Here is a 24,139-nt window from a genome sequence, read left to right as displayed (position 1 = left end):
GTGCCTCTTTTTTCTTTTCCTTATTCTAACAAGGGTCCTGAAAGCCTTTCTCATGCAAAATGTGTATAATTATAAAAAAGGAGGTGGAGTCTATGTTAAAAAGAATTATCCAGATTTTATTTTTGCTGATTGGCGCTGCAGTTGGAATCATATTTTTTCCTTACGTCTTTGAACTTATCCCTATTCCCGACAGCCCATGGATCAATAATGCAATCGTGTCAGCCTTGATCGGCGCGCTTATTTTCTTTTTATTGTCTTTATTATTTGCGGATTTAATCGTGAGGTTTATGAAGTGGATGGAAGAGAAACTGCTCCATGCACCGACACCGGATTTGTTATTCGGGACTCTTGGGCTCATCATAGGGTTAGTTGTTGCCTTTCTGATCGGATTTGCCTTGAATACGATTGATATTCCCATCGTTGCTACAGCGGCACCCATTATTTTGTCTGTTGTACTCGGCTATTTGGGCTTTGCCGTAGGCTTCCAGAAACGGGAAGAAATCATTTCGATGCTTATTCCCCAAAAGTTGACTGCAGTCAATAAAAAAGCAGAAATTGAAGCACCGCCGGTTGAAAAAGTGGCTTATAAATTATTGGATACCAGTGTAATCATTGATGGCCGGATTGCCGATATTTCCGCTACAGGATTTATGGAAGGCACGTTCGTCGTACCCCAGTTCGTGCTGTCGGAACTGCAGCACATTGCCGATTCCTCCGATACGTTGAAGCGGACGCGCGGCCGGAGAGGCTTGGATATTTTAAAGCGCCTCCAAAGTGAGCGCGAAGGTGCTATTATGATTACGGAAGAAAATTTTGATGAAGTCAGTGAAGTGGATTTAAAACTGATGCGCGCGGCGAAGAAGATGGGCGGGCAAGTCGTAACGAATGACTTTAACTTGAATAAAGTCTGCGAACTGCACAACGTTCCTGTTTTAAATATCAATGATTTGGCCAATGCGGTAAAACCTGTCGTTATCCCGGGGGAAGACATGCACGTTGTCGTCATAAAAGACGGGAAAGAGCAAAATCAGGGCGTAGCTTATTTGGATGATGGTACAATGATTGTTATTGAAGATGGAAAAGCTTATATTGGGCAGGCTATAGATGTGACTGTGACGAGTGTACTGCAGACTTCTGCAGGGCGCATGATTTTTGCGAAGCCTCGTGAAGGCCGCCAAGCCTCAATGAATGGATAAAGGATGTAACAATATGAAATATACAGTCGTCTTGCCTGCTGCAGGCAGCGGGAAACGAATGAAAGCAAATAAAAACAAATTATTGCTCGAGCTTTTTGACAAGCCGATTTTTCTTTACACGCTGGAAGTGTTTCAACGAGATCCAGCGTGCGAAGCTATTTGGCTTGCGGTGAAAGAAGAAGAACGGCAAATTATCGATCAGTATGTGACAAAATACAAGATTACAAAAGTTCACGGTTATGCAGACGGCGGAATGGAGCGGCAGGACAGTGTGCGAGCGTGTCTTGAAGCGATTCCGCCTTGTGGCGTTGTGCTGGTGCATGATGCGGCACGGCCGTTTATCTCACAAGACGTTATCACCCGCTTAGTGGAGACCGCCAATACTTGCGGCGCTGCCATTGCAGCGGTTCCGGTAAAAGACACCATCAAAAAAGCGGATAATGGAATTATTACAGAGACCGTTGACCGCAATGCGTTGTGGATGGTGCAAACCCCTCAGGCGTTTACGTACGAGCTGATTTTAAAAGCGGCCAAAGCGGCTGTAGAAGATGGGTTTCTCGGGACGGATGAAGCGATGCTCGTAGAGCGCTTGAACCATCCGGTGCAAATTGTGGAAAGTACGTATGAAAATGTGAAAATGACGACACCGGAAGATTTGATTTATGGCAAAGCCATTTTGGAAAGTCAGATACAGGAGGGACTAAGATAATGCGGATTGGACAAGGTTATGATGTACATCAATTAGCGGAAGGGCGACCTTTCATTTTAGGGGGCATTGAAATTCCCCACGACCGGGGTTTGCTCGGACATTCGGATGCAGATGTTTTGCTTCACACAATTACAGATGCAGCACTCGGCGCAATTGGCGGAGGGGATATCGGCAAGCATTTCCCGGACACGGATCCGGAATTTAAAGATGCCGATTCCAGAAAACTATTGACGCATATTTGGCAATACGTGAAAGAGCAGGGCTATGAACTTGGCAACGTGGATTGTACGGTTATCGCCCAAAAACCAAAACTGGCACCATACATTGAACAGATGCGCGAATCGATTGCGAGTTTGCTTGAAGCGGACATTTCCCAGGTCAATGTGAAGGCGACGACTTCTGAACACCTTGGATTTACCGGACGCGAAGAAGGGATTGCGGCTCTTGCTGTAATCTTATTGGTGGAACGCCCGCTTTCGCTGGACGCGCCAGAGTGATAGAATAGGAGATACTGTTATTCATTTAGGAGGAAAAAAGATGACACAAGAAGTACGCGTACGCTATGCGCCAAGCCCGACTGGCCACTTACATATCGGCGGTGCCCGCACAGCGCTTTTCAACTATTTATATGCACGCCACCACAACGGCAAATTTATCGTCCGCATTGAAGATACCGATATTGCCCGCAATATCGAAGCAGGCGAGTTGTCGCAGCTGGACAACCTGAAATGGCTCGGCATCGATTATGATGAGTCCGTGGATATTGGCGGAGAGTATGGCCCGTACCGCCAAATGGAACGTTTGGATATTTACAAAGGCTATGCTGCTGAAATGCTTGAAAACGGTACGGCTTATAAATGTTTCTGTACGCCGGAAAAACTGGAAGCAGAACGTGAAGCGCAAAAAGCATCAGGCATTGCTGCACCGCAATACGCAGGCACTTGCCGCAATCTGACTGCTGAAGAAGTAGCAGAAAAAGAAGCGGCTGGTTTGCCGTATACGCTGCGCATGAAAGTGCCGGCTGACGTAACGTATGAGTTCGAAGACTTGGTGCGCGGCACCGTTTCTTTCGAATCGAAAGACGTTGGCGACTGGGTGCTTGTGAAAACAAACGGCATTCCGACGTACAACTTTGCGGTGGTCATAGATGACCATTTGATGAAAATGACGCACATTTTCCGCGGTGAAGAGCATTTGTCGAACACACCGAAACAATTGATGGTTTTTGATGCCTTTGGCTGGGAATACCCATCATTTGGCCACATGACATTGATCATCAACGAAGACCGCAAAAAACTGTCGAAACGCGATGAGTCGATCTTGCAGTTTATTTCCCAATACAAAGAGCTGGGCTATATTCCGGAAGCGCTATTCAATTTCTTTGCGCTCTTAGGATGGTCTCCAGAAGGCGAAGAAGAGATCTTCTCAAAAGAAGAACTGATCCGCATTTTCGATGTGAAGCGTTTGTCGAAATCGCCATCTATGTTTGATAAGCAAAAATTGATGTGGATGAACAACCAATACATCAAGCAATTGCCGCTCGAAGAAGTGGTGAAGCTGTCGCTTCCTCATTTGCAAAAAGTCGGCAAATTGCCTGAAACGCTGACAGAAGAACAAGCAGTTTGGGCTGAAAAACTAATTGCTTTGTACCACGACCAAATGAGCTTTGGGGCGGAGATTGTGGAACTGTCCGATTTGTTCTTCTCAGATGAATTGTCTTACGGCGAAGCTGAGCAAGAAGTCTTGGCAGGGGAACAAGTTCCGGAAGTAATGGCGGCTTTCAAAGAGCAGCTGGAATCACTGGAAACCTTTGAGCCGGCAGAAATCAAAGCAGCCATCAAAGCGGTGCAAAAAGCGACCGGCCATAAAGGCAAAAACTTGTTTATGCCGATCCGTGTCGTTACAACCGGCCAATCACATGGCCCGGAATTGCCGGATTCGATCGCTTTATTGGGCAAGGAGAAATCAATTGCCCGCGTTTCCCAATTCGTTAAAGCGTAAGCTTAAAGCAAAAGCGGATAAAATTGACTTATCGGTCCAAACGTGTAAAATGGACTTACTATTAGGAAATCGTTGACGAGAAGAAGTACATGCAGCAAGCTCCAAAGAGAGGATCATCACCGGCTGAAAGTGATCCGGGCCACTGCTGCATCGAAATGCCTCTCCGAGTGCTGAGTCGAATCAAGTAGACCAGACGTACCGCCTGCGTTAAAGGTGTTCAAGAGAGAAAGGCATTTTGCCTTTCTAATCAGAGTGGAACCGCGCAACGATGCGTCTCTGTCATTCAATTGACAGAGGCGCTTTTTATTTTGCTCAAGAAAGGAGACGGGAATTGTGTGGAAATTACTAAAAGACGATGTTGACGTCATCTTCGAACAAGACCCGGCGGCCCGGAGTTATTTGGAAGTCATCCTGACGTATTCCGGCTTGCACGCTATTTGGGCGCACCGGCTGGCCCATTTCTTTTTCAAAAAGAAATTATTTTTTATCGCACGGGTCATTTCGCAAATCAGCCGCTTTTTTACCGGCATCGAAATCCATCCGGGCGCTGTGATCGGCCGCCGCTTTTTTATTGACCACGGCATGGGGGTTGTTATAGGAGAGACTTGTATCATCGGCGACAATGTCACGTTGTACCAGGGAGTGACTCTTGGGGGCACTGGGAAAGAACGCGGCAAGCGCCATCCGACCTTGGAAGACAATGTACTGGTGGCGACCGGTGCGAAAGTTCTCGGGTCGATTGTCATTGGAGCCAATTCCAAAGTGGGAGCGGGTTCAGTAGTATTGAAAAATGTGCCGGCAAACGCTACGGTTGTCGGCATACCAGGGAAAGTCGTCATTCAGGACGGCGTAAAAGTAAAGCCGGATTTGAATCACCAGAATATGCCCGATCCGATGATGGACAAATGCGAGTCGATGGAACTGAAAATCGCCGCTATGGAACGGGAAATTAACCAATTGAAAAATGTGCTGAAGAAAGAAGGTTGCTCCAAATGACGATTCAAATTTTTAATTCATTGACGCGCCAAAAAGAAGAGTTTATCCCGTTGGAAAAGGGAAAAGTAAAAATGTATGTATGTGGTCCGACGGTTTACAACTACATCCATATCGGCAATGCACGGCCGGTAATTGTATATGACACGGTTCGCCGCTATCTTGCTTACCGTGGATTTGATGTGACGTATGTTTCCAATTTCACAGATGTCGATGATAAATTGATCCGTGCAGCCAACGAGCTGGGCGAGGAAGTGCCGCAGATTGCCGAACGGTTTATCAAGGCCTATTTTGAAGACACAAAAGCGCTTGGCTGTGCAGAAGCGGATGTCCACCCACGTGTAATGGACCATATCCCGCAAATTATCGATTTTATCGAAGTGCTGGTTGAAAAAGGCTATGCTTATGAATCGCAAGGGGATATTTACTACCGCACCCGCAAATTCGAGGGCTACGGCAAATTGTCGCATCAGTCGGTAGATGAACTGAAGATCGGCGCCCGTATTGAAACCGGCGATAAAAAAGAAGACGCGCTGGATTTTGCGTTATGGAAATCGGCAAAACCCGGTGAGATCTCATGGGAAAGCCCGTGGGGAGCAGGACGCCCTGGCTGGCACATCGAATGTTCCGTTATGGCGCGTGAGCATTTAGGGGATACGATTGACATCCATGCAGGCGGACAGGATTTAACGTTCCCACATCATGAAAATGAAATTGCCCAGTCGGAAGCATTGACGGGCAAGACTTTTGCCCGCTACTGGATGCACAACGGCTACATCAATATCGATAACGAAAAAATGTCCAAGTCGCTGAACAACTTCGTATTGGTCAATGACATTCTAAAAGAGCTGGATCCACAAGTGCTTCGCATGTTCATGCTGTCGGTGCATTACCGCCATCCGATCAACTATTCCCAGAGCTTAGTGGAAGATGCGATTGCAGGCCTTGAACGTTTGCGCACCGCTTACGCGAATCTGAAGCATCGATTGGAGACGTCTGCTGACTTAGGCGACCATTCCGATATCTGGCTGGCTAAAATCAACGGCGTTCGGGAAGCCTTTATCGAAACAATGGACGATGATTTCAATACAGCAGCCGGCATTTCAAAGATCTTTGATTTATCCCGCTTGTCCAATACGTACTTATTGGAAAAACAGACAGCTTCCGAAGTGCTTGAAGCGTTCATCGCTATGTTTGACGAACTTATGGATGTCCTTGGATTGCCGTTTAAACAAGAAGAGGAATTACTGGACGCGGAAGTGGAAGCACTTATGGCGGAGCGGATTGAAGCCCGCAAAAACCGTGATTTTGCAAGAGCGGATGAAATCCGTGACTTGTTCAAGGAAAAGAACATCATCTTAGAAGATACAGCGCAAGGCACGCGTTGGAAAAGGGGGTAACGGCGTGAACGTATTACGAAACAGCGACGTTGACCAATTGAACGCGTTGGCTCTTGCCTATATGGGCGATGCGGTTTATGAGCAGGCGGTGCGTGAGCATCTTCTGCGTTCAGGCCGCGCTAAACCGAATATCCTTCACCGCCAGTCGACAACATTTGTTTCGGCCAAAGCACAAGCGATGGTGCTGAAGCGCTTGACGGAAGAAGAGTTTTTGACCGAAGCGGAACTGGCTGTTATGAGAAGAGGGCGCAACGCAAAATCGGGATCGGTGCCGAAAAACACCGATGTCCAAACCTACAATTTCAGTACTGCATTTGAAGCGGTGCTCGGTTGGCTGTATTTAAAAGAGCAGCAGGAGCGGGTCAATGAAATTATTGCGTATGCGATCGATATCGTAGAAGAGCTGAGAGGAGTGGTCAAATGAGCGAGGAACTAACACCCGAAATCATCGGCGGCAAAAACCCTGTATTGGAAGCATTGCGCGCCGACCGGGACGTCAATAAAATCTGGGTGGCTGAAGGCGTCCAGAAAAAAGGAATCACAGAATTGCTGCAGCTGGCAAAAGAGAAAGGCGTTTTGGTCCAGTTTGTTCCGAAGAAAAAGATCGATGGATTGACAGATTCCAATCACCAGGGCATTGCAGCAGCGGTGGCAGCTTACAATTATGCGGAATTGGAAGATTTGTTCAAAGCAGCCGAAGCGCGTTCAGAAGATCCATTCTTCTTGATACTGGATGAACTGGAAGATCCGCATAACTTGGGGTCGATCATGAGAACGGCCGATGCCATCGGAGTGCACGGCATCATCATTCCGAAACGCCGGGCCGTTGGCTTGACCGCAGTTGTAGCGAAGTCTTCAACGGGCGCCATTGAACACGTACCGGTCGTGCGGGTCAATAATCTGTCGCAAGTGGTGGATGAACTGAAAAAACGCGGTGTTTGGATTGCCGGGACCGATGCCAAGGAATCCACGGATTACCGCAATATGGATGCGGGCTTGCCGCTTGCGGTCATCATTGGCAGCGAAGGAAAAGGCATGAGCCGGATTCTCCGTGATAAATGCGATTTTTTGTATCAGCTGCCGATGGTTGGCCACGTGACATCGTTGAATGCTTCTGTTGCTGCCAGCCTTTTGATGTACGAAGTCTATAGGAAGCGCAATCCACTGGGTTGATGCCATGGACATTCTACTGGTTGATGGATATAACATCATTGGAGACTGGTCAGAACTGAAGGAATTGAAAAAAGAAAAGCTCGCCGATGCCAGGGACCGGCTCGTTGAGCAAATGGCTGAGTATCAAAGCTATAAAGGATGGCGTGTCATTATTGTATTTGACGCCCATCTGGTCCCTGGGATAGAAGCGAAAAACAAGCGGCACGATATTGAAGTGATTTACACGAAAGAAAGCGAAACGGCAGATGAGCGGATTGAAAAATTGGCCACAAGCTTGAGCAACCGCCGAGACCAGATTCATGTGGCTACATCCGATATGACGGAACAGCGTGTGATATTCGGCAAAGGGGCTTTGCGGATTTCTGCCCGGGAATTAAAAATTGAGATGGATGAAATACAACAGAATATTTCAAAAAAAGTGAAAGAAATCCAGGAACAGCGGGCTTTTTCCAAGATTTCACTTTCGGATGAAGTGACAGAAGTTTTTGAAAAATGGAGACGCGGGCAGAAATGATAGGTTGACGCTCAATTTTTGCTTCCTGTATACTGTTGGTATCGAGGCTCGCGCAACCGGAGGGATAGCCGTGGTAAATCATGAGCAAGTTCAAGCCCAGCGATTCACAGAAATGACAGATGAAGAACTTGTTAGTTTAGTCCACAGCGGAAACACTGAAGCCCTGGATTTTTTAATTACGAAGTTTCGGCATTTCGTCCGTATGAAGGCACGCTCTTATTTTCTGATCGGTGCTGACAAGGAAGACATCATCCAAGAAGGCATGATTGGCTTATATAAAGCCATTCGGGATTTCAGAAGCGACAAATTGTCTTCATTCCGGGCATTCGCTGAATTGTGCATCATTCGCCAGATCATCACTGCGATTAAAACCGCCACCCGGCAAAAGCATATTCCGTTAAATTCCTACGTTTCTCTCGACAAGCCGATTTACGACGAGGAATCGGACAGGACGCTGATGGACGTATTGACCGGGAACGGCGCTGACGATCCGGAAGAAATGATGATCAACAACGAGGAATTTCTTTATATGGAAGCCAAAATGGGAGAGGTGCTGAGCGATTTGGAACGCGAAGTACTGGCCCTTTACCTGGATGGCCAATCGTATCAGGAAATCTCTGAAAAGCTCGAACGCCATGTGAAATCAATCGACAATGCCCTGCAGCGGGTCAAACGGAAGCTGGAGCGGCACCTTCAATTTGATGAGACGCGCATGTCTTAAAGTGCAGTTGACAGTTGACTTTTAAGGTGATACCCTTGAAAAAGCTGGAAACTCGAATAGGGTGAGTAAAATGGCTAAAAAAATCGTCTTAAGCTGCTCGAAATGTGCATCCCGCAATTATACGGTTCCAGCAAAATCGGAACCTGGCACACGTTTGGAACTTAAAAAATTCTGTGCTCATTGCAATGGGCATACCGTGCATAAACAAACGTTATGAATTTTAAGTCAAGGCCGAACGATATAGAGTAATTTTGAATTTCGGAGGTTTTTTAAACAATGGGCAACATTGGCAGTTTCTTCAAGAATGTCGTTTCGGAAATGAGAAAAGTAAGCTGGCCTAAACGAAAAGAATTGACTCGTTATACAATCGTCGTTCTTTCAACTGTAATCTTTATGGCTCTTTTCTTTGCATTGGTTGATACAGTGATTTCAGAATTGTTCCGATGGTTCTTAGCACTTTAATGTGATCATCAAGAATAACAGGTAAAAAATAGCCCGTCAGTTTTTGAGAACGGGTTTTTTCATTTGGGAAAAAAGGAGGGATGGACGTACAGTCCGCACGAATATGGAGAAAAATTGGTATGTAGTCCATACGTATTCCGGTTACGAGAACAAGGTAAAAGCGAACTTGGAAAAACGTGTAGAAACAATGGGCATGGAAGATTTGATTTTCCGCGTCATCATTCCAGAGGAACAGGAAACAGATTTTAAAGACGGCAAAAAACGCACTGTTATGCGCAAAACTTTCCCTGGGTACGTTTTAGTGGAATTGATCATGACAGATGAATCTTGGTACGTGGTTAGAAACACTCCTGGTGTAACCGGCTTTATCGGTTCATCAGGCGGTGGAGCGAAACCGACGCCTCTATTAGATGAAGAAGTGGAGTTCATCTTGAAACAGATGGGCATGACTTCCCGCAAGGTGGAAATCAACTTTGCAGTCAGCGATACAGTAGAAGTGATGGAAGGGCCATTTGCGAACTTCCAAGGAAAAGTCGAAGAAATCGACGAGACCAAAGGCAAAGTTAAAGTCTCGATTGATATTTTCGGACGCGAGACAAAAATGGAACTTGATTTCGATCAAGTACAAAAAGTATAAAAGCCACTTGCTATTCCGCTTGGGAAGTGGTATTATTTCATAGGTCAGACTGTCATCAGACAATTTGTACAAGATAACTAATTCTATCAACATAGTTGACAGAGATATTGAGTGGGAGGGGAAACCCTATTACCACATCACGGACTTAAGGAGGTGTGTTTCGTGGCTAAAAAAGTGATTAAAGTTGTAAAATTGCAGATCCCTGCAGCAAAAGCTAATCCAGCGCCACCAGTTGGTCCAGCATTGGGTCAAGCAGGTGTTAACATCATGGGCTTCTGTAAAGAGTTCAACGCGCGTACGGCAGATCAAGCAGGACTGATCATTCCAGTTGAGATTTCGGTATTTGAAGACCGTTCATTTACTTTCATTACGAAAACTCCACCCGCAGCTGTACTACTTAAAGTAGCAGCCGGTATTGAATCAGGTTCAGGCGAACCGAACCGCAATAAAGTAGCGACTGTGAAACGCGACAAAGTTCGCGAAATCGCAGAGACTAAAATGCCAGATCTAAATGCTGCTTCAGTTGAAGCTGCAATGTTGATGGTTGAAGGTACTGCTCGCAGCATGGGCATTACAATCGAAGACTAATACAGTAGTTGTTTTTGGATGGGTTGCGTGAGTTCCAAGTGAACCACGCAGCCTTTAATCGTGGGAGGTTTAAAACCGTTAGACCACAACAAGGAGGACGTTTAAAATGGCTAAAACAGGCAAAAAGCTGCAAGAAGCAGCAAAATTGATCGACCGTTCAAAATTATACGAGGCTAAAGAAGCGATCGAACTTGCGAAAAAAGCAAGCACAGTGAACTTCGATGCAACAGTAGAGGTAGCTTTCCGTCTAGGAATCGACACGCGCAAGAACGACCAGCAAATCCGTGGAGCAGTAGTGCTTCCAAACGGTACTGGTAAAACTCAAAGCGTATTGGTTTTCGCAAAAGGCGACAAACTTAAAGAAGCTGAAGCTGCAGGCGCTGACTTTGTGGGCGATGCTGAATATATCCAAAAAATCCAACAAGGATGGTTTGACTTCGACGTGATCGTAGCAACTCCTGACATGATGGGTGAAGTTGGTAAACTTGGACGCGTTTTAGGACCAAAAGGCTTAATGCCAAACCCTAAAACAGGCACAGTTACATTTGATGTAACAAAAGCTGTTCAGGAAATCAAAGCTGGTAAAGTGGAATACCGTGCAGACAAAACCGGTATCATCCATGCGCCAATCGGAAAAGTTTCTTTCGATGACAGCAAACTTGCTGAAAACTTAGAAGCGATCTACGATGTAGTTGTTAAAGCGAAGCCATCTTCTGCTAAAGGAACTTACATCAAATCTCTTAACGTAACTACTACTATGGGGCCTGCTGTTAAAGTGGATTCTACTACTGTAGGAAAATAAGAGTTTGACAAACCGTTTCGCCTTTGCTACAATAGCGAAGTTGTGAAATGTATATTTGTACCGCAGACAGCAGGGGCGCCAGCCGCTTAATTTATCCCTGCCGAGGACATGATGAATTCAGATAACGTCTTTATTGATGCTGATCTTATGCCTCTGTGTCTGTAAAAAGACCAGAGGCTTTTCTTATGGACGTACCGGTACGAATGAAAAATCTATAGGAGGTGCCCAAATGACCAAAGCAGTTGAAACGAAAAAAGTAGTTGTGCAAACGATCGCTGACAAATTCGATGCTGCAGCTTCTGTTGTAGTTGTCGATTACCGTGGTTTGAACGTTGCGCAAGTAACAGAACTTCGTAAACAGCTTCGTGAAGCAGGCGTTGAGTTCAAAGTTTACAAAAACTCAATGACTCGCCGTGCTACAGAAATGCACGGACTAGAAGCGATCAACGAACACTTGACAGGACCAAACGCCATTGCATTTTCTAACGAAGATGTAGTAGCACCAGCGCGGATCATTAACGATTTCGCTAAAAAGAACGAAGCGCTTGAAATTAAAGCGGGTATCATCGAAGGTACTGTATCATCTGCTGAAGATGTGAAAGCATTGGCAGAACTTCCATCACGCGAAGGCTTACTTTCTATGCTACTCAGCGTACTACAAGCACCAGTCCGCAACTTCGCTGCGATTACAAAAGCAGTTGCAGACAGCAAAGAAGAACAAGGCGCTTAATAAGTTAGCCGGATAAGCAAGACAAAAAAATTACCTTTCCATAGGAGGAAACTATAATGACACAAGAACAAATCTTAGACGCAATCAAAGAAATGACAGTTCTTCAACTTAACGACCTAGTAAAAGCAATCGAAGACGAGTTCGGCGTAACTGCTGCTGCTCCTGTTGCTGCAGCTGCTGCTGGCGGTGCTGTTGAAGAAGAAAAAACTGAATTCGACGTAATCTTGACTTCAGCTGGAGACCAAAAAATCAAAGTTATCAAAGCAGTACGCGAAGTTACTGGCCTAGGCTTGAAAGAAGCTAAAGCACTAGTTGACGAAGCTCCTAAAGCACTTAAAGAAGGCGTTTCTAAAGACGAAGCAGAAGAAATCAAAGCTAAAGTTGAAGAAGTTGGCGCTTCAGTAGAAGTTAAATAATTTCATCAATTTATGAATAAGAAAGAAAGCTCGTCCGTATTTTCCGGCGGGCTTTTTTCTTCTTTCTAGATCAAACGGTCCGGGATGAGCGGATAAAGGTAAGGAGGGCTCCAAATGTCACAGCATTATTATTCCAAAAATCCTCAAACAAAAAGCAAACCTCAAGAATGGGCATACACATTGCGGGGCGAGAAATTCCACTTCCAGACAGACACGGGTGTATTCAGCAAAAGCGATGTTGATTTTGGATCGCGATTATTGATTGAGACTTTTGAAGATGCGGCACAAGACGGGCCGATTCTGGACGTCGGCTGTGGGTATGGACCGATCGGAATGGCCATCGCAAAATCATTTCCTCAAAAAGAAGTGCATATGGTAGATGTGAATACGCGAGCGGTCGAATTGGCAAAAAAAAATGCCGAAAAAAACGGCATTCAAAACGTTCGGATTTATGAAAGTGACGGCTTGGCTTCGGTCGAGGCGGACGGATTTTCTTCCATTTTAACCAATCCTCCAATCCGGGCAGGGAAGGAAACGATCTTCCGTTTCTATGAAGAAGCATATGGGAAACTGCAGAATGGCGGTTCGTTGTGGGTAGTCATACAGAAGAAGCAGGGAGCTCCGTCGACTCAGGAGAAATTAGAAGGGCTTTTCGGGAATTGTCGTACGGTTGACAAAAAGAAGGGTTACTTTATTTTTGAGGCAAGAAAAGTTTGACTTGACAAAACGGCTATGTTATTATAATGAAATGCAAAATTTATTATTTTGAGGTCGTTTGCCCTTTTTCGGGCATGGCATGGCGACAGTATTAATCACGGGTAAACCGAAAATGGGATGAATTTAGTCTCGTTTTCTTTTTGTCTTTTCGATATCATACACTATTTTGTAGGAATCGCAAAGACCTATAATCGTTTTATTGAGGGGTGAATAAGTTGGTAGGTCAACTAGTTCAGTACGGGCAACATCGTCAACGTAGAAGTTTTTCGAGAATTAAAGAAGTGCTCGAACTTCCTAACCTGATTGAGATCCAATCAGCGTCTTATGAGTGGTTCCTCGAAGAAGGATTGCGCGAAATGTTCCGAGATATCTCACCGATTGAAGATTTCACTGGAAATCTATCGCTTGAGTTTGTTGATTACAGTCTCGCAGAACCAAAGTATCCAGTCTCTGAATCGAAAGAACGGGACGTTACTTACGCAGCGCCACTTCGCGTGAAAGTGCGTCTACACAACAAAGAAACAGACGAAGTGAAGGAACAGGACGTCTTTATGGGTGATTTCCCATTAATGACTGAAACCGGAACTTTCGTGATCAATGGCGCTGAACGCGTTATCGTTTCTCAATTAGTACGTTCACCAAGTGTTTACTTCCACGACAAAACCGACAAGAATGGTAAAAAAGGCTTTGGAGCTACGGTTATTCCAAACCGTGGTGCTTGGCTTGAATATGAAACCGATGCAAAAGATGTCGTGTATGTCCGAATCGACCGCACACGCAAATTGCCGGTGACTGTTCTTTTGAGAGCGCTTGGTTTCGGCTCCGACCAAGAAATCATTGATTTGCTTGGCGACAACGAATACCTGCAAAATACGCTTGAAAAAGACAATACGGAAAGCACGGAAAAAGCGTTGCTTGAAATTTATGAGCGCTTGCGTCCGGGCGAACCGCCAACAGTAGAAAGCGCGAAAAGCTTGCTTTACTCACGCTTCTTCGACCCAAAACGCTATGACTTAGCAAATGTGGGCCGCTACAAAATGAACAAAAAGCTTCACATCAAAAACCGCCTTTTCAATCAGACGATTGCAGAAACATTAGTGGATCCGGAAACAGGCGAAATTTTGGTTGAAGCAGGTACAGTTATTGACCGTCGTGTCTTGGACCGTTTAATTCCGTATTTGGAAAGCGGCGTCAACTTCCATACCGTTTCTCAAACAGGCGGTGTTCTTGAAGGCGATGTTACATTGCAGTCAGTGAAGATCTATGCGCCAAACGATGAAAACCAAAAAGAAATCAATGTCATCAGCAATGCTTACATCGAAGACAAGATCAAACATGTAACGCAGGCTGATATCATTTCATCTATCAGTTACTTCTTTAACCTTCTTTACGGAGTTGGAAACACAGATGATATCGATCACCTGGGTAATCGTCGTCTTCGTTCAGTTGGGGAATTGCTGCAAAACCAATTCCGCATCGGCTTGTCCCGTATGGAACGTGTTGTGCGTGAGCGTATGTCAATCAATGACACACAAGCGATCGTGCCGCAGCAATTGATCAATATCCGTCCGGTTATTGCATCCATTAAAGAATTCTTCGGTAGTTCTCAGCTTTCCCAGTTTATGGACCAAACAAACCCGCTGGGCGAATTAACGCATAAACGCCGTCTATCAGCGCTTGGGCCTGGTGGTTTGACGCGTGAGCGTGCCGGCTTTGAAGTACGTGACGTTCACTACTCGCATTATGGCCGCATGTGCCCGATTGAAACACCTGAGGGTCCGAACATCGGGTTGATCAACACGCTTTCCACTTTCGCGAAAGTGAATAAATTCGGTTTTATTGAAACACCTTATCGCCGGGTCGACCCGGAAACGGGAATCGTGACACCGCAAATCGACTACTTGACTGCCGATGAAGAAGATAACTACGTAGTGGCTCAGGCCAACTCGAGATTATCAGATGACGGCTCTTTTGAAGAAGAAGAAGTAGTGGCGCGTTTCCGCGGGGAAAACACATTGATCAAACGCGACCGCATTGATTACATGGACGTTTCTCCAAAGCAAGTCGTTTCAGTGGCGACTGCTTGTATTCCGTTCCTTGAAAACGATGACTCCAACCGGGCATTGATGGGAGCGAACATGCAGCGCCAGGCGGTTCCATTGTTAAATCCGGAAGCACCTTTTGTAGGGACTGGGATGGAGCATTTGGCCGCACGTGATTCAGGAGCTGCAGTCATTGCGAAATATGACGGTATTGTAGAATCGGTTGAAGCGCGGGAAATTAAAGTACGCCGCATTGAAGAAGTGGATGGCCGTGAAGTAAAAGGCGATCTAACATCTTATAAATTACAAAAATTTGTCCGCTCCAACCAGGGAACGAGCTATAACCAGCGTCCGATTGTCAAAGTCGGCGACCGGGTATCACCGCGTGATATTTTAGCAGATGGACCTTCGATGGAACGTGGAGAAATGGCACTTGGCCGCAACGTATTAGTAGCATTCATGACTTGGGACGGCTTCAACTATGAAGATGCGATCATCATGAGTGAGCGTTTGGTGAAAGACGATGTTTATACATCTGTCCATATTGAAGAATATGAATCAGACTCACGCGATACGAAACTTGGGCCGGAAGAAATCACACGCGACATCCCGAATGTCGGTGAAGATGCTCTTCGCAACCTTGACGACCGCGGAATCATCCGTGTCGGCGCAGAAGTAAAAGATGGCGATATCCTTGTTGGGAAGGTCACTCCAAAAGGGGTTACTGAACTGACAGCTGAAGAACGCCTCTTGCACGCGATTTTCGGTGAAAAAGCACGTGAAGTGCGCGATACGTCTCTACGAGTGCCACACGGCGCCGGCGGAATCGTCCTTGATGTGAAAATTTTCAACCGGGAAGACGGCGATGAGCTGCCACCGGGTGTAAACCAGTTGGTGCGCGCATACATCGTTCAGAAACGTAAAATCCAAGTCGGCGATAAAATGGCCGGACGTCACGGGAACAAAGGTGTAATTTCACGCATTCTTCCTGAAGAAGATATGCCGTTTATGCCGGATGGAACTCCTGTCGACATCATGCTTAACCCGCTTGGTGTACCATCACGGATGAACATCGGACAAGTACTTGAGCTTCACTTAGGTATGGCATCCCGTTCACTTGGAATTCATATGGCCTCTTCCGTATTTGATGGAGCCAATGAAGAAGACGTGTGGGAAACAATGGAAGAAGCAGGCATGCCGCGCGACGGAAAAACCATTCTTTATGATGGCCGTTCAGGGGAAGCATTTGATAACCGCGTGTCTGTAGGGATCATGTACATGATCAAACTTGCGCACATGGTCGATGACAAATTGCACGCCCGTTCTACAGGACCTTACTCACTGGTTACGCAACAGCCTCTTGGCGGTAAAGCGCAATTCGGTGGACAGCGTTTTGGTGAGATGGAAGTTTGGGCACTTGAAGCATACGGGGCAGCCCATACGCTTCAGGAAATCCTGACAGTCAAGTCGGATGATGTTGTAGGGCGTGTGAAAACATATGAAGCGATTGTCAAAGGCGAGAGTGTTCCAGAACCAAGCGTTCCGGAATCATTCAAAGTTTTGATCAAGGAACTTCAAAGTTTAGGTATGGATGTTAAAATGTTGACGATTGACGACGAAGAAATTGAATTGCGCGATTTGGATGAAGAAGAAGACCTTCAGCCTGCGGATTCATTGAATATCCTGCCAATTGCAGATACAGAAGCACCTGTTGGAACAGTTGATTGATAAAAATTTGGAAGCGGACGGTCCAAGCCTACCGTCCGGCTTCTAATCACTTGGTCTTAAACGAGGACAAGCCGTACAGAAACTCGAGACAAAAGGGAGGTAGGCTCCTTGATAGATGTTAACAATTTTGAGTATATGAAAATCGGATTGGCGTCACCCGATAAAATCCGCTCATGGTCTTATGGAGAAGTCAAAAAGCCAGAAACAATTAACTACCGTACATTAAAACCAGAAAAAGACGGTTTGTTCTGTGAACGTATTTTCGGTCCTACAAAAGACTGGGAATGCCATTGCGGAAAATACAAACGCGTCCGTTATAAAGGTGTAGTCTGCGACCGTTGTGGCGTTGAAGTCACACGTTCAAAAGTACGCCGTGAGCGCATGGGCCACATTGAACTAGCAGCTCCTGTATCACATATTTGGTATTTCAAAGGAATTCCGAGCCGCATGGGCCTTATCTTGGATATGTCTCCGCGCTCACTCGAAGAAGTAATTTATTTCGCTTCTTACGTAGTAATCGATCCTGCGGATACACCGCTTGAAAAGAAACAGCTTCTTTCGGAAAAAGAATACCGCGCTTATCGCGATAAGTTCGGCAAAAAATTCCAAGCTGCAATGGGTGCTGAAGCGATCAAACGACTTCTGCAAGAAATCGATCTTGAACGCGAAACAGATTCGTTGAAAGAAGAATTGAAAACTGCTCAAGGACAACGCCGCACGCGTGCGATCAAACGCCTTGAAGTAGTAGAATCTTTCCGTAACTCCGGAAACAATCCGGATTGGATGATTCTTGACGTTCTTCCGGTTATTCCACCGGAATTGCGCCCGATGGTCCAATTGGACGGCGGACGTTTTGCGACTTCCGACTTGAACGATTTGTACCGTCGCGTAATCAACCGGAACAACCGCTTGAAACGCCTATTAGACCTTGGTGCACCTAGCATCATCGTTCAAAACGAAAAACGCATGCTCCAGGAAGCTGTTGATGCGTTGATCGATAACGGCCGCCGCGGCCGTCCTGTTACTGGACCGGGTAACCGTCCGTTAAAATCTCTTTCTCATATGCTGAAAGGGAAACAAGGGCGTTTCCGTCAAAACCTTCTTGGTAAACGTGTTGACTATTCAGGACGTTCGGTTATCGTTGTAGGACCGAACTTGAAAATGTACCAATGCGGATTGCCGAAAGGAATGGCGATTGAATTGTTCAAGCCTTTCGTCATGAAAGAACTTGTTGAACGAGGACTGGCCCATAACATCAAGAGCGCGAAACGCAAAATCGAGCGTTTGCATTCAGAAGTTTGGGATGTACTTGAAGATGTGATCAAGGAGCATCCGGTTCTATTGAACCGCGCACCTACTCTTCACAGACTCGGTATCCAGGCGTTTGAACCAACGCTTGTGGAAGGCAAAGCGATCCGTCTGCATCCACTTGTATGTACTGCATACAACGCCGATTTCGATGGTGACCAAATGGCCGTCCACGTACCGCTTTCTTCTGAAGCACAAGCGGAAGCACGCCTTCTTATGCTTGCTGCCCAGAACATCTTGAACCCGAAAGACGGAAAACCGGTTGTAACTCCATCTCAGGATATGGTTCTAGGAAACTATTACTTAACACTTGAGCGCAAAGGAGCTACAGGAGAAGGTGCTACGTTCTCTGGACCTGAAGAAGTATTTGTTGCTTATCAGACAGGCCATGTTCACCTTCATACAAGAATTGCGATTCTTGCCGGTTCTTTGAAGAATCCGACGTTTACAGAAGAGCAGAACAAAATGCTTCTATTGACATCTGTTGGTAAAATCATTTTCAATGAAATTCTGCCGGAATCGTTCCCGTATATTAACGAACCGACTGATTACAACTTGCAGGTGGAAACGCCAGCGAAATATTTTGTGCCAACTACCACAGATATCCGCACATATATCGCGGAAGCTGATTTGGTAACACCGTTCAAAAAGAAAATTCTTGGTGAAATCATCGCAGAAGTGTTCAAACGTTTCCACATCACGGAAACTTCAAGAATGCTTGACCGTATGAAGAGCCTTGGGTTCAAATACTCAACACAAGCGGGTATTACAGTTGGGGTTGCCGATATCGTCGTACTTCCTGATAAAGGTGAAATCCTGGTTGAGGCCCAAACAAATGTTGATAAAGTAATGAAACAATTCCGCCGTGGATTGATTACTGAAGAAGAACGTTATGCACGTGTCATCTCTCATTGGAGCAATGCAAAAGATATCATTCAGGAAAAGCTGATGGCATCTCTTGATAAATTGAATCCGATTTACATGATGAGTGATTCCGGAGCCCGGGGTAACGCATCCAACTTTACTCAGCTTGCTGGTATGCGCGGACTTATGGCCAACCCGGCTGGACGCATTATCGAACTTCCGATCAAATCTTCATTCCGTGAAGGTTTGACAGTACTCGAATACTTCATCTCTACTCACGGTGCACGTAAAGGTCTTGCCGATACAGCACTGAAAACAGCTGACTCAGGGTACTTGACACGCCGTCTAGTAGACGTAGCACAAGATGCTATTGTCCGCGAAAACGATTGTGGTACAGACCGCGGTTTGCTTGTTGGAGCATTGATGGAAGGCACTGAAGTGATTGAAGAGCTGGATGAGCGTATTTTAGGCCGCCATGCGAAGAAAACAATCCGCCACCCTGAAACAAAAGAAGTGATTGTAGCGAAAGACGAATTGATTACACAAGACCTGACTCGCTTGATTATGGAAGCAGGAATTAAAGAAGTGACAATCCGTTCTGCGTTTACATGTAATACAAAGCACGGCGTTTGTAAGAAATGTTACGGCACGAACTTGGCGACTGGCGACGAAGTTGAAGTAGGCGAAGCAGTAGGTATTATTGCAGCTCAATCAATCGGTGAGCCGGGAACTCAGCTTACAATGCGTACATTCCACACAGGCGGGGTTGCGGGAGACGATATTACACAAGGTCTTCCACGTATCCAGGAAATTTTTGAATCACGAAATCCAAAAGGGCAAGCGGTTATTTCAGAAATCAACGGTACGATTACCGAAGTGGATGAAATCCGTGAAGGCCAAAAAGAAATCACGATTCAAGGGGACGTCGAAACACGCAAATACTTGGCGCCATATAATGCGCGTCTAAAAGTCCAAGTGGATGATGTCATCCGCCGCGGCGAAGTATTGACGGACGGTTCGATTGATCCGAAACAATTGCTACAAGTAAAAGATGTTCAATCTGTTCAAGTGTACTTGCTGAAAGAAGTTCAAAAAGTATACCGTATGCAAGGGGTAGAAATCGGCGATAAGCACGTTGAAGTTATGGTTCGACAAATGTTCCGTAAAGTCCGCGTCATTGAAGCTGGAGATACTGACTTGCTGCCAGGTTCACTATTGGATATTCACCAGTTTACAGAAGCGAATGAAAAGGCCGTTTTAGAAGGCAACTTGCCAGCGACAAGCCGCCCAGTCATTCTTGGTATCACCAAAGCTTCTCTTGAAACAGAATCATTCCTATCAGCCGCATCGTTCCAGGAAACGACTCGTGTCCTTACGGATGCAGCGATCAAAGGAAAACGCGATGAGCTGTTAGGCTTGAAAGAGAATGTCATCATCGGTAAACTTGTTCCAGCTGGAACAGGAATGCAGCGTTACCGCCAGATTAAAATTGCGCGCAGCGAAAAAGAAGCGCAGCAGGAAATCGTCGGCACAGAATCATAAGTTAATCTGTTCCGGGGAGTCTTTTCCAAACTCCCCGGGATTTTTTAAGAATACTGTTGACATCAAATTCATACAGTGATAATATGTTGAGGGTTGATGGTTTAACCGTCTGACACTTTGGAGGATATGCAAATGTCTTATGAAAAAGTAAACCAGGCAAACAAAACAATCATAGGTACAAAGCAAACAGTAAAAGCCTTAAAAAGCGGCATTGTCCAAGAAGTAATAGTGGCAAAGGACGCGGACGATCGAATGACTGAACAGATTATTCAGCTAGCTAGAGAAAAAGGTATTCCGATCGAATTTGCAGAATCACGCTTAAAGCTTGGCAAAGCATACGGCATTCATGTCGGAGCAGCTGCTGTAGCGATTACTGGATGACAGTTTTTGTGTGAAAAACACAAAGACTTTGTTTTTACCCAAAAAATGATCCACCTGGATATGTGGAATTAGAACACCTTTTGAGAGGAGGAAAAAATCGATGCCTACAATTAACCAATTAGTTAACAAGCCTCGTAAACCAAAAAGCACTAAATCAGACTCACCAGCGTTAAACAAAGGATATAACAGCTTTACAAAGTCTCAGACTAACGTAAGCTCTCCTCAGAAACGCGGAGTTTGCACACGTGTTGGTACAATGACACCGAAAAAACCTAACTCTGCATTGCGTAAATACGCACGTGTACGGTTAACAAACCAAATTGAGGTTAATGCTTACATCCCTGGAGAAGGCCACAACCTTCAAGAGCACAGTGTAGTTCTTCTTCGCGGCGGACGCGTAAAAGATTTACCGGGTGTGCGTTACCACATCGTACGTGGAGCACTTGATACAGCTGGAGTAAACGGCCGTATGCAAAGCCGTTCCCTATACGGAACAAAACGTCCAAAAGTCAAAAAATAATAAGTTAAAATAACGAAGTGATTTCGTTGAAAGGAGGAACACACATGCCTCGTAAAGGTCCTGTATCGAAACGTGACGTGTTGCCAGATCCAATTTATAACTCCAAATTGGTGACACGCTTAATTAATAAAATGATGGTTGACGGAAAAAGAGGTACTTCACAAAAGATCCTATACGGAGCGTTCGAACTAGTTAAAGAACGCAGCGGAAAAGATCCAATTGAAGTATACGAACAAGCGTTGACAAACGTAATGCCAGTTCTTGAAGTGCGTGCTCGCCGTGTTGGTGGAGCTAACTACCAAGTACCGGTTGAAGTTCGCCCTGAACGCCGTACAACTTTAGGTCTTCGCTACCTTGTAAACTACTCACGCCTACGCGGAGAAAAAACAATGGAAGAGCGTTTGGCTAACGAAATTCTGGATGCTGCAAACAACACTGGAGCTTCAGTTAAAAAACGTGAAGATATTCACAAAATGGCAGAAGCGAACAAAGCGTTTGCTCACTACCGCTGGTAATTTCTTTCAAGATGTAAAAATCTTAATCCGAGATGGAAGGAGAAAAACAACATGGCTAGAGAGTTCTCCTTAGACAAAACACGTAATATCGGAATCATGGCACACATTGATGCCGGTAAAACGACTACTACGGAGCGTATTTTATATTACACAGGCCGTATCCATAAAATCGGCGAAACGCATGAAGGTGCTTCTCAAATGGACTGGATGGAGCAAGAGCAGGAGCGTGGAATCACGATCACTTCTGCTGCGACAACAGCTGCTTGGAAAGGCCACCGCGTCAACATTATCGATACTCCTGGACACGTAGACTTCACTGTTGAAGTTGAACGTTCATTGCGTGTACTTGATGGTGCTGTAACAGTTCTTGATGCTCAATCAGGTGTTGAGCCGCAAACTGAAACAGTATGGCGTCAAGCTACAACATACGGTGTACCGCGTGTTGTTTTCGTCAACAAAATGGATAAAATCGGAGCAGATTTCCTTTACTCTGTAAAGACTTTGCACGATCGTCTGCAAGCAAATGCTCACCCAATCCAATTGCCAATCGGCGCAGAAGACGAGTTCTCAGGGATTATTGACCTGGTTGAAATGAACGCACGTTTCTATGCGAACGATTTGGGAACTGATATTACTGAAGGTGACATTCCTGAAGAATACAAAGAGCTGGCTGAAGAATGGCACACTAAACTAGTGGAAGCTGTTGCTGAGCTTGATGAAGATTTGATGGAAAAATACCTTGGCGGCGAAGATATCACAAAAGAAGAACTTAAAGCAGCAATCCGTAAAGGAACGTTGGATGTTGAGTTCTACCCAGTGGTATGCGGAACTGCATTCAAAAACAAAGGTGTTCAATTAATGCTTGATGCAGTAATTGATTACCTGCCATCACCACTTGATGTACCACCGATGACTGGTGTTCTTCCAGATTCAGACGAAGAAGTATTGCGTCGTCCTGATGAGGATGAGCCATTCTCTGCACTAGCGTTTAAAGTAATGACAGATCCATATGTAGGGAAACTAACGTTCTTCCGCGTATATTCTGGTACTCTTAAATCTGGTTCATACGTTCAGAACTCATCAAAAGGCAAGCGTGAGCGCGTAGGTCGTATCCTGCAAATGCACGCAAACTCCCGTGAAGAGATCTCTGAAGTATATTGCGGAGATATCGCTGCTGCAATCGGCTTAAAAGATACTTCTACTGGAGATACTTTAAGTGACGAGAAACACCAAGTAATCCTAGAGCGCATGGTGTTCCCGGAACCAGTTATCTCATTGTCAGTAGAGCCGAAATCAAAAGCGGACCAAGACAAAATGGGTCAAGCCCTTGCGAAATTGCAAGAAGAAGATCCAACTTTCCGTGCACATACAGATCAGGAAACTGGTCAAACAATCATCGCAGGTATGGGTGAACTTCACCTTGATATCCTCGTTGACCGTATGCGCCGTGAGTTCAACGTAGAAGCTAACGTGGGTGCACCTCAGGTATCTTACCGTGAGACATTCCGTCAGTCTGCACAAGTTGAAGGTAAATTCGTACGCCAATCTGGTGGACGCGGACAATTCGGACACGTTTGGATCGAGTTCTCTCCAAACGAAGAAGGAGCAGGTTTTGAATTTGAAAATGCTATCGTTGGTGGTGTTGTTCCACGTGAATACATCCCAGCTGTTGAAGCGGGTCTTCGCGACTCTCTAGATAACGGTGTTATCGCCGGATACCCATTGATCGACATCAAAGCTAAATTGTTCGATGGTTCTTACCATGATGTTGACTCCAACGAAATGGCATTTAAAGTAGCTGCTTCAATGGCTCTTAAAAACGCTATTTCTAAAGTTAACCCGGTTATTCTTGAACCAATTATGCGCGTTGAGGTTGTTATCCCTGAGGAATACCTTGGAGATATCATGGGTGACATCACGTCACGCCGCGGCCGTGTAGAAGGTATGGATGCTCGCGGAAACGCGCAAGTTGTCCGTGCTATGGTTCCTCTTGCAGAAATGTTTGGCTATGCAACTTCATTGCGTTCTAATACGCAAGGCCGTGGTGTGTTCTCAATGCACTTCGATCACTATGAAGAAGTACCAAAATCAATTTCTGAAGAAATTATCAAGAAAAATAAAGGTCAATAATTGAATTTTGACCTTTAATAAAGTATAAATAGTTTGTATGCCTGGAATAA

The 24,139-nt window shown here is 45.5% G+C and carries 24 protein-coding genes and 2 other annotated features; all 24 genes read left to right on the top strand.

From position 1 onward, the window contains the following. Positions 1 to 92: 92 nt before the first annotated feature. Positions 93 to 1,196, top strand: a complete 1,104-nt coding sequence (locus HU147_RS17350) for a PIN/TRAM domain-containing protein (protein ID WP_224077365.1) — start codon at positions 93 to 95, stop codon at positions 1,194 to 1,196. Between the two features lie 13 nt (positions 1,197 to 1,209). Further along, positions 1,210 to 1,905 carry a 2-C-methyl-D-erythritol 4-phosphate cytidylyltransferase gene (ispD, locus tag HU147_RS17345; protein ID WP_224077364.1) on the top strand — a complete coding sequence of 232 codons (696 nt, stop codon included), beginning with the start codon at positions 1,210 to 1,212 and terminating at the stop codon, positions 1,903 to 1,905. Next, positions 1,902 to 2,402, top strand: coding sequence for a 2-C-methyl-D-erythritol 2,4-cyclodiphosphate synthase (ispF, locus tag HU147_RS17340; RefSeq protein ID WP_224077372.1), 501 nt, complete (start codon positions 1,902 to 1,904; stop codon positions 2,400 to 2,402). The genes ispD and ispF overlap by 4 nt, the downstream gene beginning before the upstream one ends. Positions 2,403 to 2,442: 40 nt before the next feature. Next, entirely contained in the window at positions 2,443 to 3,906 is a 1,464-nt protein-coding gene (gltX, locus tag HU147_RS17335) for a glutamate--tRNA ligase (RefSeq protein WP_224077363.1), read from the top strand. 63 nt (positions 3,907 to 3,969) lie between these two features. Continuing rightward, positions 3,970 to 4,187 (top strand) — a binding site (T-box leader). Between the two features lie 52 nt (positions 4,188 to 4,239). Then, positions 4,240 to 4,902 carry a serine O-acetyltransferase gene (gene cysE, locus HU147_RS17330; RefSeq protein WP_224077362.1) on the top strand — a complete coding sequence of 221 codons (663 nt, stop codon included), beginning with the start codon at positions 4,240 to 4,242 and terminating at the stop codon, positions 4,900 to 4,902. After that, positions 4,899 to 6,299, top strand: a complete 1,401-nt coding sequence (cysS, locus tag HU147_RS17325) for a cysteine--tRNA ligase (RefSeq protein WP_224077361.1) — start codon at positions 4,899 to 4,901, stop codon at positions 6,297 to 6,299. The genes cysE and cysS overlap by 4 nt, the downstream gene beginning before the upstream one ends. A 4-nt stretch (positions 6,300 to 6,303) precedes the next feature. Next, positions 6,304 to 6,723, top strand: a complete 420-nt coding sequence (locus tag HU147_RS17320; protein ID WP_317985525.1) for a Mini-ribonuclease 3 — start codon at positions 6,304 to 6,306, stop codon at positions 6,721 to 6,723. Then, positions 6,720 to 7,472 (top strand): 23S rRNA (guanosine(2251)-2'-O)-methyltransferase RlmB, encoded by a 753-nt coding sequence (gene rlmB / locus HU147_RS17315; RefSeq protein WP_036803845.1) that lies wholly within the window; start codon positions 6,720 to 6,722, stop codon positions 7,470 to 7,472. Before HU147_RS17320 ends, rlmB begins: the two co-directional genes overlap by 4 nt. Positions 7,473 to 7,476: 4 nt before the next feature. Continuing rightward, positions 7,477 to 7,986 (top strand): NYN domain-containing protein, encoded by a 510-nt coding sequence (locus HU147_RS17310; RefSeq protein ID WP_224077360.1) that lies wholly within the window; start codon positions 7,477 to 7,479, stop codon positions 7,984 to 7,986. A 4-nt stretch (positions 7,987 to 7,990) separates the two neighbouring features. Continuing rightward, complete coding sequence (gene sigH / locus HU147_RS17305) at positions 7,991 to 8,707, top strand: RNA polymerase sporulation sigma factor SigH (RefSeq protein WP_412178101.1); 717 nt, start codon at positions 7,991 to 7,993, stop codon at positions 8,705 to 8,707. Between the two features lie 70 nt (positions 8,708 to 8,777). Then, positions 8,778 to 8,924, top strand: coding sequence for a 50S ribosomal protein L33 (gene rpmG / locus HU147_RS17300; protein WP_224077359.1), 147 nt, complete (start codon positions 8,778 to 8,780; stop codon positions 8,922 to 8,924). 59 nt (positions 8,925 to 8,983) lie between these two features. Then, a complete protein-coding gene (secE, locus tag HU147_RS17295) occupies positions 8,984 to 9,169 on the top strand; it encodes a preprotein translocase subunit SecE (RefSeq protein WP_036803851.1) in 186 nt (61 codons plus the stop codon). Between the two features lie 103 nt (positions 9,170 to 9,272). Beyond that, on the top strand, positions 9,273 to 9,806 hold the full coding sequence (gene nusG / locus HU147_RS17290; protein WP_036803853.1) for a transcription termination/antitermination protein NusG: 534 nt from the start codon (positions 9,273 to 9,275) through the stop codon (positions 9,804 to 9,806). Positions 9,807 to 9,968: 162 nt separating this feature from the next. After that, on the top strand, positions 9,969 to 10,394 hold the full coding sequence (rplK, locus tag HU147_RS17285; RefSeq protein ID WP_033542812.1) for a 50S ribosomal protein L11: 426 nt from the start codon (positions 9,969 to 9,971) through the stop codon (positions 10,392 to 10,394). Positions 10,395 to 10,500: 106 nt separating this feature from the next. Further along, positions 10,501 to 11,196, top strand: coding sequence for a 50S ribosomal protein L1 (rplA, locus tag HU147_RS17280; protein WP_224077358.1), 696 nt, complete (start codon positions 10,501 to 10,503; stop codon positions 11,194 to 11,196). A 42-nt stretch (positions 11,197 to 11,238) separates the two neighbouring features. Further along, positions 11,239 to 11,389, top strand: a sequence feature (ribosomal protein L10 leader region). 36 nt (positions 11,390 to 11,425) lie between these two features. Further along, entirely contained in the window at positions 11,426 to 11,926 is a 501-nt protein-coding gene (gene rplJ, locus HU147_RS17275; RefSeq protein WP_224077357.1) for a 50S ribosomal protein L10, read from the top strand. A gap of 56 nt (positions 11,927 to 11,982) precedes the next feature. Further along, on the top strand, positions 11,983 to 12,342 hold the full coding sequence (gene rplL, locus HU147_RS17270; RefSeq protein WP_224077356.1) for a 50S ribosomal protein L7/L12: 360 nt from the start codon (positions 11,983 to 11,985) through the stop codon (positions 12,340 to 12,342). Positions 12,343 to 12,456: 114 nt separating this feature from the next. Then, on the top strand, positions 12,457 to 13,059 hold the full coding sequence (locus HU147_RS17265) for a class I SAM-dependent methyltransferase (RefSeq protein ID WP_224077355.1): 603 nt from the start codon (positions 12,457 to 12,459) through the stop codon (positions 13,057 to 13,059). Positions 13,060 to 13,274: 215 nt separating this feature from the next. Next, the gene (gene rpoB / locus HU147_RS17260; RefSeq protein ID WP_224077354.1) at positions 13,275 to 16,829 is read left to right on the top strand and encodes a DNA-directed RNA polymerase subunit beta; all 3,555 of its coding nucleotides are present in this window, start codon (positions 13,275 to 13,277) and stop codon (positions 16,827 to 16,829) included. A 108-nt stretch (positions 16,830 to 16,937) separates the two neighbouring features. Further along, complete coding sequence (gene rpoC / locus HU147_RS17255) at positions 16,938 to 20,543, top strand: DNA-directed RNA polymerase subunit beta' (protein WP_224077353.1); 3,606 nt, start codon at positions 16,938 to 16,940, stop codon at positions 20,541 to 20,543. A gap of 132 nt (positions 20,544 to 20,675) precedes the next feature. Then, the gene (locus HU147_RS17250) at positions 20,676 to 20,924 is read left to right on the top strand and encodes a 50S ribosomal protein L7ae-like protein (protein WP_036803868.1); all 249 of its coding nucleotides are present in this window, start codon (positions 20,676 to 20,678) and stop codon (positions 20,922 to 20,924) included. 100 nt (positions 20,925 to 21,024) lie between these two features. Then, positions 21,025 to 21,444, top strand: coding sequence for a 30S ribosomal protein S12 (gene rpsL / locus HU147_RS17245; protein ID WP_036803870.1), 420 nt, complete (start codon positions 21,025 to 21,027; stop codon positions 21,442 to 21,444). Positions 21,445 to 21,488: 44 nt separating this feature from the next. Then, entirely contained in the window at positions 21,489 to 21,959 is a 471-nt protein-coding gene (gene rpsG / locus HU147_RS17240; protein WP_036803872.1) for a 30S ribosomal protein S7, read from the top strand. A 51-nt stretch (positions 21,960 to 22,010) separates the two neighbouring features. Then, a complete protein-coding gene (gene fusA / locus HU147_RS17235) occupies positions 22,011 to 24,089 on the top strand; it encodes an elongation factor G (protein ID WP_224077352.1) in 2,079 nt (692 codons plus the stop codon). Positions 24,090 to 24,139: the final 50 nt, after the last annotated feature.

This window comes from Planococcus chinensis (genome assembly GCF_020071995.1).
Lineage (GTDB): Bacteria > Bacillota > Bacilli > Bacillales_A > Planococcaceae > Planococcus > Planococcus chinensis_A.
Note: the sequence above shows the minus strand (reverse complement) of the source record. Positions and strands in the feature narration are given on the sequence as shown.

Coding starts and splice junctions, on each gene's coding strand:
- HU147_RS17310 (WP_224077360.1), top strand. CDS start 7,477: ATGGACATTCTACTGGTTGATGGATATAACATCATTGGAGACTGGTCA.
- rpmG (WP_224077359.1), top strand. CDS start 8,778: ATGGCTAAAAAAATCGTCTTAAGCTGCTCGAAATGTGCATCCCGCAAT.
- secE (WP_036803851.1), top strand. CDS start 8,984: ATGGGCAACATTGGCAGTTTCTTCAAGAATGTCGTTTCGGAAATGAGA.
- cysS (WP_224077361.1), top strand. CDS start 4,899: ATGACGATTCAAATTTTTAATTCATTGACGCGCCAAAAAGAAGAGTTT.
- gltX (WP_224077363.1), top strand. CDS start 2,443: ATGACACAAGAAGTACGCGTACGCTATGCGCCAAGCCCGACTGGCCAC.
- rplA (WP_224077358.1), top strand. CDS start 10,501: ATGGCTAAAACAGGCAAAAAGCTGCAAGAAGCAGCAAAATTGATCGAC.
- rlmB (WP_036803845.1), top strand. CDS start 6,720: ATGAGCGAGGAACTAACACCCGAAATCATCGGCGGCAAAAACCCTGTA.
- fusA (WP_224077352.1), top strand. CDS start 22,011: ATGGCTAGAGAGTTCTCCTTAGACAAAACACGTAATATCGGAATCATG.
- rplL (WP_224077356.1), top strand. CDS start 11,983: ATGACACAAGAACAAATCTTAGACGCAATCAAAGAAATGACAGTTCTT.
- rpsG (WP_036803872.1), top strand. CDS start 21,489: ATGCCTCGTAAAGGTCCTGTATCGAAACGTGACGTGTTGCCAGATCCA.
- nusG (WP_036803853.1), top strand. CDS start 9,273: ATGGAGAAAAATTGGTATGTAGTCCATACGTATTCCGGTTACGAGAAC.
- HU147_RS17350 (WP_224077365.1), top strand. CDS start 93: ATGTTAAAAAGAATTATCCAGATTTTATTTTTGCTGATTGGCGCTGCA.
- rplJ (WP_224077357.1), top strand. CDS start 11,426: ATGACCAAAGCAGTTGAAACGAAAAAAGTAGTTGTGCAAACGATCGCT.
- rpsL (WP_036803870.1), top strand. CDS start 21,025: ATGCCTACAATTAACCAATTAGTTAACAAGCCTCGTAAACCAAAAAGC.
- ispD (WP_224077364.1), top strand. CDS start 1,210: ATGAAATATACAGTCGTCTTGCCTGCTGCAGGCAGCGGGAAACGAATG.
- HU147_RS17265 (WP_224077355.1), top strand. CDS start 12,457: ATGTCACAGCATTATTATTCCAAAAATCCTCAAACAAAAAGCAAACCT.
- HU147_RS17250 (WP_036803868.1), top strand. CDS start 20,676: ATGTCTTATGAAAAAGTAAACCAGGCAAACAAAACAATCATAGGTACA.